The 11,922-nt window shown below is 60.6% G+C and carries 9 protein-coding genes; 4 read left to right on the top strand and 5 right to left on the bottom strand.

The genetic code is table 11. The features are described from left to right. Positions 1–2: 2 nt before the first annotated feature. Positions 3–3,584, bottom strand: a complete 3,582-nt coding sequence (locus GSVR_RS03830; RefSeq protein WP_173196354.1) for a nitrate reductase subunit alpha — start codon at positions 3,582–3,584, stop codon at positions 3–5. Next, the gene (locus GSVR_RS03825) at positions 3,584–4,384 is read right to left on the bottom strand and encodes a c-type cytochrome (protein ID WP_173196355.1); all 801 of its coding nucleotides are present in this window, start codon (positions 4,382–4,384) and stop codon (positions 3,584–3,586) included. The genes GSVR_RS03830 and GSVR_RS03825 overlap by 1 nt, the downstream gene beginning before the upstream one ends. A gap of 206 nt (positions 4,385–4,590) precedes the next feature. Between GSVR_RS03825 and GSVR_RS03820 the strand changes: the two genes are divergently transcribed. Further along, positions 4,591–5,061, top strand: coding sequence for a peroxiredoxin (locus tag GSVR_RS03820; protein WP_173196357.1), 471 nt, complete (start codon positions 4,591–4,593; stop codon positions 5,059–5,061). Positions 5,062–5,175: 114 nt separating this feature from the next. Further along, positions 5,176–8,046: a diguanylate cyclase gene (locus GSVR_RS03815; protein WP_173196365.1), complete on the top strand. Its 2,871-nt coding sequence runs from the start codon at positions 5,176–5,178 to the stop codon at positions 8,044–8,046. A gap of 19 nt (positions 8,047–8,065) precedes the next feature. Here GSVR_RS03815 and GSVR_RS03810 read toward each other — a convergent pair whose 3' ends face one another. From GSVR_RS03810 to GSVR_RS03800, 3 genes are all read right to left on the bottom strand, one after another. Continuing rightward, positions 8,066–8,617, bottom strand: coding sequence for a hypoxanthine-guanine phosphoribosyltransferase (locus tag GSVR_RS03810; RefSeq protein WP_173196367.1), 552 nt, complete (start codon positions 8,615–8,617; stop codon positions 8,066–8,068). Positions 8,618–8,771: 154 nt separating this feature from the next. Further along, positions 8,772–9,632, bottom strand: coding sequence for a peptide chain release factor N(5)-glutamine methyltransferase (gene prmC / locus GSVR_RS03805; protein WP_203978783.1), 861 nt, complete (start codon positions 9,630–9,632; stop codon positions 8,772–8,774). Positions 9,633–9,655: 23 nt separating this feature from the next. Continuing rightward, positions 9,656–10,312 (bottom strand): peroxiredoxin, encoded by a 657-nt coding sequence (locus GSVR_RS03800; RefSeq protein WP_173202055.1) that lies wholly within the window; start codon positions 10,310–10,312, stop codon positions 9,656–9,658. Between the two features lie 287 nt (positions 10,313–10,599). Between GSVR_RS03800 and GSVR_RS03795 the strand changes: the two genes are divergently transcribed. Next, a complete protein-coding gene (locus tag GSVR_RS03795; RefSeq protein WP_173202056.1) occupies positions 10,600–11,115 on the top strand; it encodes a peptidylprolyl isomerase in 516 nt (171 codons plus the stop codon). A gap of 256 nt (positions 11,116–11,371) precedes the next feature. Then, positions 11,372–11,845 (top strand): ferritin family protein, encoded by a 474-nt coding sequence (locus GSVR_RS03790; protein WP_173202057.1) that lies wholly within the window; start codon positions 11,372–11,374, stop codon positions 11,843–11,845. The last annotated feature ends 77 nt before the right edge of the window (positions 11,846–11,922 follow it).

Genomic DNA, 11,922 nt, shown 5'->3' with positions numbered 1-11,922 from the left:
GCTCACCCCCTCAACTTTCTGACGATGATGTAGCAGTCGCGGTTTACGCCGGTCGGCCCCCAGTAATTGAAGTAATAGCTGAACTGGGCGTAGCCCCCCAGCATCAGGGTCGGCTTCAGCCGCACGCGGGAGAGGCTGTTGTGGACCCCGCCCCGCTTGCCGCTCTTGCGGGACTTGGGAATCGCCAGGGTCCGCTCCGGGGCGTGGTACATGATCGCGGCTCCTTGGGGAATGCGGGAGCTGACAATGGTGCGGCAGACCACCACGCCGTTGTTGTTGTAGAGTTCCACCCACTCGTTGTCCGCGATCCCGGCCTCCTCGGCGTCCTTGTCGTTGATCCAGACCGCCTGGCCGCCCCGGGAGAGGGTCAGCATGCGCAGGTTGTCGCTGTAGGTGGAATGGATGCTCCACTTGCCGTGGGGGGTCATGAAGTTCAGCACCAGCCCGTCGGGCTGGTCCATGTCGTCCAGGCAGGCGGGATTGATCCTGCCTTTGAAGGTCGGCAGCCCCTCGCTGAAGGCGCGGTAGTAGGGATGATCCAGGTAGAGCGACTGCCGGCCCGAGAGGGTGCGCCAGGGCACGCCGTACTCCACGTTGAGCGTGTAGGCCGCATAGGGGCGCTCGTCGCTGACGATGCCGCTCCAGATGGGGGAGTTGATGTAGCGGCGAGGCTGTCCCTTGAGGGCGTCGTAGTCGAGCCGGAAGCCGCGGTTCCCTTCCGCCAGCGCAGTCAGCGGCTTGCCGACCCGCTTTTCCAGGTTCTGATAGCCGCGATAGGCCAGTTCGCCGTTGGATTCAGGGGCCAGGGCCAGAAGCACATCAGCCACGTTCTGCGCGTTCTCCAGGTCAATGAAACGCTTGCCCCCCCACTGACGGGTCGGCATCTCCCGGAGCAGCTTCTCATGAACGTCGTCCGCCTCCCAATTCACGCCGTGGGCGCCCAGGTGCCCGATGGCCGGCCCCAGGGACATGAAGCGGTTATAGAGGTTGACGTAGTCCCGTTCCACAATGGCCAGGTTGGGCATGGTCTTGCCGGGGATCGCTTCGCATTCGCCCAGTTTCCAGTCCTTGACGCTGCGCTGGGCGATCTCGCCGGGGGTGTCGTGCAGGAGCGGCGCGGCCACGACCTCCTTGAACGGGGTCGGGAAGTGCTTAGGGGCCAGTTCACTGACCTTCTTGGCGATAGCAGCAAAGGTCTCCCAATCCGACTTTGATTCCCAGGCCGGCGGCACGGCCGCATCCATGCAGTTGATGAAGGAGTGCATGTCGGTGGTGTTCATATCCTGCTTCTCGTACCAGGTGGCGGCCGGCAGGACGATGTCGGAGTAGAGGGTGGAGGTGTCCATGCGGAAGTTCAGGTCCACGATCAGGTCCACCTTCCCTTCCGGCGCCTTGTCATGCCAGACGATATCCTTGACCTGCCCCTTGGCGCATTCCTTGGCCGTTACGGCGCTGTTGGGGGCCCCCACCACGTGCTTGAGGAAATATTCGTGCCCCTTGGCGCTGGAGGAGATGGCATTGCCGCGCCAGATAAACCAGACCTTGGGAGAATTCTCTTTGGCATCGATGTCCTCGATGGCAAAGCGCAGCGAGCCGCTCTTCAGGCGCTCGACAATATTCTTTCTCACCTCGTCGTCGTTCTGAGCCCCTGCCTTGGCCGCCTCCGCGACGATCCGCACCGGGCTGTCGTTGAAATGCGGGGCAAAGGGGAGCCAGCCGAGCCGCACCGCCTTGGCGTTGAAATCGGCGGCATGCAGCGGCATCGGCTCGCCGGTCTCGGGCTTGAAGTAATCCACGAAGCTGCGGTCGTAACGCCACTGGTCCGAGTGCATGTACCAGAAGCTGGGGGTGTTCTGCAGGCGCGACGGCTTGATCCAGTCCTGGGCCATGGCAACGGAGGTCCAAGGGGCCAGGGGCACGACCTTTTCCTGGCCGACGTAATGCCCTAGCCCGCCCCCCTGCTTACCGACGCTGCCGGTCAGGATCAGGGCGGTAATGGCGGCGCGGTAGATCAGGTCGTTGTGGTACCAGTGATTGATGCCGGCGCCGACGATGATCATGTTGCGCCCTTGGGTCTTCTCGCCGTTTTCGCCCCATTCGCGGGCGATCTGCAGCACAGTTTCAGGGCTGATACCGGTATATTTCTCCTGCCAGGCCGGAGTAAAGGGTTTGTCGTCCTTGTAATCCTGCGGATAGTCCCCTCCCAGGCCGCGCGATACCCCTAGCTGCGCTGCCAGCAGGTCGAAGACCGTCACCACCAGTTCCTCTTCGCCAGAGGCGGTCACCACGCGCGAAACCGGCACCTCGCGCAGCACATTGCCACAGCCTTCGAAGGTGAAACGGACCATGCAGCTCTTGCCGCCGATCTGGGTCAGGCGGCTGTCGATCGGCTCACCGTCCACCAAGTCGACCATATCCAGGTTCCAGTGCCCCTCGGTCTTGCCCCAGCGGCTGCCCATGCTCCCCTTGGGGATGCGCACCTGGCCCGCCTGGTCCAGTACGCACAGGGTCCATTCCGGCAGGTCCACCGCTTGTCCGCGCCCGATCTCGCCGGCCCGCAGGAAATCCCCCGGCAGCCACCAGCTCGCTCCCTCTCGTTTCAGCTTCACCAGGAAGGGCATGTCGGTATATTTGGAGACATACTCCTGAAAGTAGGGGGTCTGACGATCGAGATAGAACTCCTTCATCAGGATGTGGTTGACCGCCATCCAGAAGGCGCCGTCATGCCCCTGCTCCACCGGCAGCCAGCTGTCGGCGAACTTGGTGGCCATGTTGTAGTCGGGAGACATGACCACCACCTTGGCCCCGCGATAGCGTGCCTCGCTCAGGAAGTGGGCGTCCGGGGTGCGGGTCATGGGGACGTTGGAACCGCACAGCACGAAATAGCTGCAGTTGTACCAGTCGGCCGACTCGCACACATCGGTCTGTTCGCCCCAGATTTGGGGCGAGGCTGGAGGCAGGTCGCAGTACCAGTCGTAAAAGCTCATGGCCACCCCCCCCAGGAGCTGCAGGAAGCGTGTGCCGGCCGCATAGCTGATCATGGACATGGCCGGAATCGGGCTGAAGCCGATGATCCGGTCCGGTCCGTCCTTCTTGGCGGTGTAGATGGTGGAGGCGGCGATGATCTCCAGCACCTCTTCCCAGGTACCGCGCCGGAAACCGCCCATGCCGCGCTTGCTGGTGTAGGCCTTGCGGGTCTCCTCGTTCTCAACGATGCTGGCCCAGGCCTCCACCGGGTCGTCGTGCCGCGCCCGGGCCTCTTTCCAGAGATCCAGCAGCACGCCGCGCAGGTAGGGGTATTTCACCCGCAGCGGACTGTAGAGGTACCACGAAAAGCTGATCCCGCGAGGACAGCCGCGCGGTTCGTGGTTGGGAATATCAGCGTTGAACTGCGGATAATCGTTGGCCTGCAGCTCCCAGCCCACCACGCCGTCCTTGACGTGCACCATCCAACTGCAGCCGCCGGTACAGTTGACGCCGTGGGTGCTGCGCACCACCTTGTCGTACTGCCAGCGGTTCCGGTAAAACTGCTCCCATTCCCTGGCTTCCGGGCTATGTTCGTCCCTGATGCGATCGTTCGACATTATCCGATCCTCCTCTTGTAAAGAGTCAACCCAACGATGATGCACAGGAACAGGGCCGCTCCCGATGCAGCCACCCCCTTACCGGGCTGTCCCCCCTTTTGCTCGCCGGCATCCTTGCTGAAAGCGATCAGGGCAGCGATTTCCTCGTCACTCAGCGGCCGGTCGGCGTAAACCCATCTCATGATCGGAAACTTGAGCGAGGTGAGCACCCCGCGCATGCCCTGTTCTCCCATACCCTCGTAGAGCTGGGTCAGGTCGGATGCCAGGTTGGCACCCCGTACGCCCGGATAGGTAAAGGCGTGGCAGGCGCCGCAGGGGGCCCCTCCCTTGCTGAATCGCTTTTCCCCGGTGAAGAGCTGTTTGCCGGTGGCGATCAGTTCGGGCGTGACCGTGATGGCCTTCTCTGCGGCAGGGGGCGCCGCGGCCGGTGTAGCAGCCCCACTGGCGGCGGACGATGCCTCGGCACCGAGGAAGGCGATGATTTTCCTGGCGTCGTCCCTGCTGATCCCCAGATTCGGCATCTCGAAACCGTACTTCTTGACCAGTTCGGCCTGGGTGGCGTCCTTTCCGGCGGTCAGCTTGTCGGGCTCGGCAATCACCCGCTCCAGCCAATCGGTCGGACGCCTGGCAGTGACACCTTTCAGATCAGGTCCCCCGGAGTCGCCGCCACCGATGGTGTGACAACTGGCGCAGTGTTTTTCAAACAGCTCTTTGCCCTGATCACCCTGGGCAAAAACGCCATTTGCCAATAGAGAAAGCAGCAGGATGAACCCGCAGAGATACTGGCGACGCGTAAACATGTTTCAGCCTCCTTTCATGGAAACCGCAAGCCCTATGATTTGTGTAACACCTTTTTATTATTTCTCTGGGCAAATGTTTTGACCCAAGTCAAAAGACGAACATTTTTATCTGCGGCCTTCAAAAAGGATTGATCTTGCCCTTTTTGCAATTACAATGAACAAATTGACTCGTCTCTAATCGACGGATAATCTCAGGAGGAAGCGATATGGCATTGGAAGGAAAGCAGGCACCCGATTTTTCGCTGCCCGGCAGCGACGGGCAACAACATGACTTGAAACAGTATGCCGGCCGGACCGTAGTGATCTATTTCTACCCCAAGGACAACACCCCCGGCTGCACCAAAGAGGCGTGCGCCTTTCGGGATAGCCATCAAACACTGAACGACAGCGGCATAGTGCTGCTGGGTGTCAGTAAAGACAGCCTGGCGAGCCACGGCAGGTTCATCGAGGCCTTCAACCTGCCCTTCGTACTGCTGTCGGACCCTGATGCCTCCATGATGCAGGCCTATGGCGCCTATGGGGAGAAGGTAAGCTACGGCAAAAAGACCATGGGCACGATCCGCTCCACCGTAATAATCGGACCGGACGGAGTTGTCCGCAAACATTGGCCCACCGTGGCGAAAGCCGAGCAGCATCCCGCACAGGTACTGGAGTATCTGAAAACGGTCCGATCATGATCCCGCACCGGGAGCTACGGCGACCACGCGGCCAGTAGCGGCTGCCGGGAACCTTCTCCCGGTCTCTCCCCTGTTTGGCAGGCCAGTCCAGCGCCCACCGATAATGGAGCACTCGTGCGAAGATTCGTCAGCCTGAAAACCAAGATGTCCCTGGTCGTCTCCCTGCTGGTAACGGCGCTGATGGTCGCATCCGCGTTCCCGATCATCTCCTATTTCGAAAAGCGCTTCCGCGACACCATCGCTGCCCAGCAGTACGCCCTCATCACCGAGATCGCACGGGACCTCGACAACACCATCAAGCGCACGCAGGATGCCATCATCGCCAAGGCGGCCACCATTCCCGGCAGGGCCGTCACCGACCACTCCCTGGCACAGCGCCTGCTAAGTAGCGACTCCGGTCTGCTGACGCTCTTCGACAACGGCATCTACCTTTTCTCTTCACAGGGCAGGCTGATCGCCGAATCTCCCGATCTGAGGCGTCAGGGGCAAAGTTACGCCTTTCGCGAGTACTTCCGCAGAACGATCGAGTCGGGCAAACCGGTCATATCCGCCCCTTTTCTCTCGTCGCAGACCCACCACCATCCGACCATGATGTTCACCGCCCCCGTCTTCGGCCCTGACGGCACGATCATCGCCGTGCTGGGGGGGAGCATCGACCTGACAAAGGACAACCTCCTGGGAGAACACGCCCGCACAAGGATAGGCACGACCGGTTACATCTACATCTACGACACCCGACGGACCATGATCATGCATCCCGACCGGAGCAGGATCCTGAAACAGGACGTACCGCCGGGGGTCAATCGTGTCTTCGACAAGGGGATCACCGGATTCAACGGGACTGAGGAAACCGTGAATTCAAGGGGATTACGGGCCCTGACCTCCGTCCTGGGACTGAAAACCACCAATTGGATCCTGGCAGCCAATTACCCCCTGGAGGAAGCCTATGCGCCGGTTCGGGAGGCCACCCGTTTCGCGATCATGGCGGTGATCGTCGGCGTACTGGTGTCCCTGGCGATCGTCTGGCTGAGCATGAGGGCCCTCACCGCACCGCTTCGCACGCTGACCGGCCACATCAGGAGTCTGTCCGGCCTCGAAGGGGGGGAGAAGGAAATCCGGATCAAGAGCGGAGATGAGATCGAGGAACTGGCCGTCGCCTTCAACACCATGATCAAGGATCTCCACGACAAGCAGGATGAGATGCACAGGATATCCCGGGAGTTCGCCCAGGAGGTCGCGGCCGCCCTGGCAGAGGCGCAGGAAGCACGAGCCAGGACCGAGGCGTTCATCGCTGCCATTGCCGACATGGTCACCGTAGTTGATCTGGATCTCCGCATTCTTTATCAGAACCTGTTCGTTTCGGAACTACTGGGAGACCATGCGGGAGAACTCTGCTTCAGGGCCTATCACGGCAGGGAGTCCCATTGTGAGGGATGTCTCGTGGTCGAAGCGCTGCGGGACGGAGAGGTGCACTGCGGTGAGCGGGAGATGCTCTTTGCCGATGGCTCCCGCCGCCAACTGGAGTTCGCCGTATCGCCGGTACGGGACTCCACGGGCAGGATCGTAGCCGCGGTCGAGTTGGTACGGGACATCTCGAAACGCAAACTGACCGAATGGCGCCTCGCCTCGCAACACGCGGTGAACAGCATTCTGGCCGAGTCGACAACGGTCGGCGAAGCGATTCCGCGGGTGCTGAAGACGATCTGCGAGGCAATCGGCTGGGAAGTGGGCACCGTCTGGTGGATGGATCAAAAGAAGGAAACGCTGCTGCTGTTGGACATGTGGCATCGGCCGGACCTGGATATCGCCTCGTTTGAGGCGCTGAACCGCATCATGTCCTTCTACCCCGAGGAGGGGCTGCCGGGGCGGGTGTGGTCGGCCGGCAGCCCGGCCTGGGTGTCGGATGTGCTGATGGAAGAGAATTTCCCCCGCCGCTCCGCTGCGGAGAAAAGCGGCCTGCGCGGGGCCTTTGCCTTTCCCATTGTGCTGGGTGGGACCGTAGCGGGGGTGATGGAGTTCTTCAGCCGTGACGCCCGGGAGCCCGATCCCGGCCTGCTCGACGCGATAGCTCCGCTCGGCAGCCAGATCGGACAACTGTTCGAACGCAAATGGGTCGAACAATCCCTGCGTGAATCGGAACGGCGCTTCAGGGAAACGCTGGAGAACATCCAACTCCTGGCAGTAGAGCTCGATCTCGACAGCCGCATCGTCTTCTGCAACGACTTTCTTCTCAGGCTGACCGGATGGCCCAGGGAAGAGGTCCTGGGACGCAGGTGGTTCGAGATCTTCAATCCCGGCCACCGGGGCCTGACAGAGAGGTTCATGGTGGAGATCGCGGACGGGTCCCTGCCCAGCCATGGCGAGTACGAGATCTCCACCCGCAGCGGCGTGCGGCGCCTCATCTCGTGGAACCGGACCATCCTGTACGGCTCGGACGGGAGGGTAAGCGGGGTGGCGAGTATCGGAGAGGACATCTCGGAGCGGAAAAAGGCTGAAGCGGAACTGGTCTACAGGAGCACCCACGATCCTCTTACGGATCTTTACAATCGGGCCTTTTTCGAGGCGGAGTTGAAGAGACTGGCCCGAGGCAGGGAGTTTCCGATAAGCATCATCACGGTCGATATGGATGGGCTCAAGGGAGTCAACGACGCTCTGGGACACGAGGCAGGGGACCGATTGATCCGGATGGCGGCCCTGGTCCTCCTCCAGGCCTTTCGTACCGAAGACATTGTGGCCCGCATCGGGGGGGATGAGTTTTCAATCCTGCTGCCGAGAACGGACGAGCGGGAAGCGGAAGCGACGGTCGAGAGGATACGCAGATACCGTGATGAGGCGAACGCTACGGACCTGCACTTGAACCTGAACGTATCGATTGGCGTTGCTACGGCGCATGCAGGACCGGAACTCCCGCTCGCCCTGAAAACGAGCGACAGGCGGATGTACCGCGAGAAATTTTCCAAGAAGACTTCAGTGGTTCTCTCCTGATGAATGGCGGAAACGGCGGCTACAGTCCCTTGACGGCATAGATTCCCGGGGCATTGCGCCAGTACCCCTTGTAATCGAGCCCGTAGCCGAACAGAAAGCGATCCCCCACTTCTATTCCGGAAAAATCGGCCCGCATGCCCGGCGTGACCTTGCGCAGATGCAGCTTTTCCACCAATACCGCCGTCAGCACCCGGGAGGCCCCCTGCCGACAGCAGTGCTCGGCGATTGCAGCCAGAGTGATGCCCTCGTCCAGAATATCGTCCAACAGCAGCACCGTCCTGTCCTGCAGGTCGAGCTGCGGCCTGACGGTCCAGTTCAGCCGGGCGCCGCTGGTCTTGTGCCCGTACCGGGTGGCATGGACATAATCCACCTCCAGCGGAAAGACCAGCCGGGTCAACAACTGGCCGGCAAAGATCAGGCCGCCGTTCATGACGCACATCACTACCGGATTGGCATCTTTCAGGCGTGCCGTGATCTCGGCGCCCAATCGCACGACGGCGGCCGAAACCTCGGCTTCGCCGGCCAAAAGGTCCGCCTCGGCCAGCACCTGGTTGATTTCATCGACGGTCATTGTCCCATCCCCTTTGCGCTGCCGTGATCGGATCTCCTGATTTCATGCCTCATCCCCATCCGCCCGAAAAACGGGAACCGGCGTCTCCGACGCACAGGGACCACGCCGGTGTTCTGGCAGCCGCCGCACAGTCTGTCATAGTTTTCCAAAGGACTCAGAGAGCGGTACTTTGCGCGCCCACCACCCGCTCGATGCTGGCCGGATCGGAAGCAATAATCGGCTCCCGATACTTGCCGCACTCACGGAATATCCGCGCAACCTCCGGCGCCTGGCCGGCCCCCAGTTCGACCAGCAGCCATCCTGAGGGATTCAGATGTTCCACCGCCGCCGGAATCAGGATGCGGTACAGATCCAGGCCGTCCAGGCCGCCGTCCAGTGCCCCACGGGGGTCCCATTCGCGCACCTCGGGCTCCAGTCCCGCAATATCCGCGCTGGGAATGTAAGGGGGATTGGAGACGATCAGATCGAAACGCCTTCCCACCAGCGGTTCGAACAGGGACCCTTGGACAAACTCCACTGTCGCTCCGTTGCGTTCGGCGTTGCGGCGCGCCACTGCCAGCGCCTCCCCGGAAATATCGCTGGCCGTGATTGCCGCGGAACTCAACTGCCGTGCCAGGGCAATCGCTATGCAACCGCTGCCGGTGCCGATGTCCAGGACGCTGCGGGCGCCCGGCGCCCGTGCCAGCGCCTCCGTTACCAGGGTCTCCGTATCGTGACGGGGAATCAGCACATCCGGGCAAACCTCGAATTCCAGTCCGCAGAATTCCTGGGTCCCGAGAATGTGCTGCAGCGGCTCACGCCGGCTCCGCCGGGCCACCATTCCGCGGTAGGAGGCCAATTCCGCCTCGTTGAGCGGCCGCTCGAAGTTCAGGTACAGGCCGACCCGATCCAGCCCGGTGGCTGCACACAGCAGCCATTCAGCCTCCCGGCGGGCGTTTTCTACCCCTTTTTCGGTCAGATAATCCCTGGTCCAATTGAGGACCTTGAGAGTTGTCCAGATTTCAGTATGTGCCATGACGAACTATTCCCGCTGCGAGATCAGGGTTTCCCCAGGGGTTTTTCACCGGGCTTCCAGTTGAGCGGACAGAGTTCTTCGGTCTGCAGCGCCCTGAGCACACGCAGGGTTTCCTCGACGCTGCGACCGATCTTGTCGCTGTGCACGACCTGGTACTGTACCACCCCGTTGGGATCGATGATGAAAAGACCGCGCCGGGCACGGCCACTGTTCTCGTCCAGCACGCCGTAAGCCCGGGCGGTACGTTTGTTGAAATCAGACAGAAGCGGGAACTGCGGAGTGTCCAGAGCACCACTCTTGATCCAGGCCAGATGAGAAAATTTGCTGTCAGCCGATACGGCCAGCACCTGGGCATTCGCTTGGGTAAATTCGGCCACTGCTCCGCCGAGCCCCTTGATTTCAGAATGACAGACCAGGGTAAAATCGCCGGGATAGAAAAACAGCACCACCCACTTGCCCCGGAAATCACTCAGGCTGACGTTTTTGAACTCCAGATTCGCCACCCCCTCCAGGGTAAACGGGGGCGCCGGCGCGCCGATCTCCACCCCGCCGCAGGCATGCCGGTGCATGGCCGGCTTTCCATTTTCGCAGCCGGGCCCGTCCGGCATGGCCGAGGCCGTCCCTGCCCAAAGACAGGCTGCCAACAACAGCTGTGTCACACACATAACGGAAGTTTTCATGAATTCCTCCCCATTACAGCATCAGTTATGTACGTTTTAGCAAACCATACTCCAGCGCCCCTGTTTTGGCAACGCCGAATCGGTGAGATCGCCGTTTCTTCGCCTGTCGGAGCGGGATGGACACACGTGCGTACCGGCAAGCGGAACCATCCGTACGCGACCGGGCAGGCATTCCCGTTGCCGCCGTTTCAGAACAAACGAAAAAGGAGTTTAATTTCGCGGTATAATGTGGTATACAGTCGCGTCGTGCATCGAGCACAAGGTTGCGAATTAACGGGAGGTTTCAGATGTCCGAGCAGAACCCGAAGGTCCTGATTGAAACGTCAATGGGGGATATCACCATTGAACTCTTTAAAGAGAAAGCCCCTATCACGGTTAAGAATTTTCTCGGTTATGTCAAGGATGGCTTCTATGACAACCTGATATTCCATCGCGTCATCAAGGACTTCATGATCCAGGGAGGGGGCTTGAACGAGGCCCTGGAACAGAAGAAGCCCAAGTTCGCCATCAAGAACGAGGCAACCAACGGCTTGTCCAATACGCGCGGCACCGTGGCCATGGCCCGTACTGCAGTAGTCGACTCGGCCACCTCACAATTTTTCATCAATGTGGTCGACAATGCGTTTCTCAACCACCAGAGCAAGCAGGCCGACCGCTTCGGCTATTGCGTCTTCGGCCAGGTTGTGGACGGCATGGAGGTGGTCGACCAGATCAGAGCGGTCAAGACCGGCACCAAGGGAGGACATGGCGATGTGCCCGTTGAACCTGTTTTCATCAAGAGCGCGCGCCTGATAGAGCCATAACGGCCGCTGACTTCCCATGCACAACGCCCCGCTTCCTTCCGGAGACGGGGCGTCTTTTTAGGCGGACCTGAGCCGCGCCATACCTGCCATCAAGCGGGAAATGGCTGTTGAAACGCAGGTGTGTTTACGTTAAACTAAAACATTCCCGCAGATTGCTCTTTAATCTGAATCGGTGGCGTCCGAGCCCTTCCAGGGCTCCGGCATTATGGCGTTATCGGTTCAGGATCCAAGTACCATGCCCAGGAGGATGTCACCAATGGAAGAAAACCAGGTCTGTTATACGTTCGACGCTGCCGTGGAAAAAGCGATCGAGATGGAAGAGGAAGGTTTCCGCAACTATCTTGCCGCTATTCGTAAAGTAACCAACAAGGGGGCACGCGAGATACTGAGGGAGAACGCCCTTGACGAACTGGAGCACAAGCACCAGCTGGAAAAGGCACTCCTGGAGGGGCGCATGGAAGGCGAAGCCGCCTTCAGCCAGACCATTCCCACCATGCATTTGGACTACACCCTCAAGAAACAGGAGTTGGGTCCCGAATCCGGCGTGCGCGAAGCACTGATTTATGCGATCCACCTGGAAAAGGGGGCGGTGGATTTCTACGGCAAGGTGGCTAACGGTTGTGCCGGCGCGCCCATGGGGAACCTCTTTGGTCAGCTCCTCAAGGAGGAGAGCCGTCACCTCCAGGCACTGGAGGATCTGTACGAACGGCACTTCATGACGGAGAACTAGATCCCTGACGCGGGGCATACCCTACCGGTCGCCCCGCGCCATACCCATCATCATACGGATTTCCCATCCGGCGCGCA

The sequence above is a fragment of the Geobacter sp. SVR genome, from assembly GCF_016865365.1.
Lineage (GTDB): Bacteria > Desulfobacterota > Desulfuromonadia > Geobacterales > Pseudopelobacteraceae > Pelotalea.
This window is presented reverse-complemented; position numbering and strand designations above follow the sequence as displayed.

Bases quoted from the DNA above. Each gene is read 5' to 3' on its own strand.
- GSVR_RS03830 (WP_173196354.1), bottom strand. From the start codon at position 3,584: ATGTCGAACGATCGCATCAGGGACGAACATAGCCCGGAAGCCAGGGAA.
- GSVR_RS03825 (WP_173196355.1), bottom strand. From the start codon at position 4,384: ATGTTTACGCGTCGCCAGTATCTCTGCGGGTTCATCCTGCTGCTTTCT.
- GSVR_RS03820 (WP_173196357.1), top strand. From the start codon at position 4,591: ATGGCATTGGAAGGAAAGCAGGCACCCGATTTTTCGCTGCCCGGCAGC.
- GSVR_RS03810 (WP_173196367.1), bottom strand. From the start codon at position 8,617: ATGACCGTCGATGAAATCAACCAGGTGCTGGCCGAGGCGGACCTTTTG.
- prmC (WP_203978783.1), bottom strand. From the start codon at position 9,632: ATGGCACATACTGAAATCTGGACAACTCTCAAGGTCCTCAATTGGACC.
- GSVR_RS03800 (WP_173202055.1), bottom strand. From the start codon at position 10,312: ATGAAAACTTCCGTTATGTGTGTGACACAGCTGTTGTTGGCAGCCTGT.
- GSVR_RS03795 (WP_173202056.1), top strand. From the start codon at position 10,600: ATGTCCGAGCAGAACCCGAAGGTCCTGATTGAAACGTCAATGGGGGAT.
- GSVR_RS03790 (WP_173202057.1), top strand. From the start codon at position 11,372: ATGGAAGAAAACCAGGTCTGTTATACGTTCGACGCTGCCGTGGAAAAA.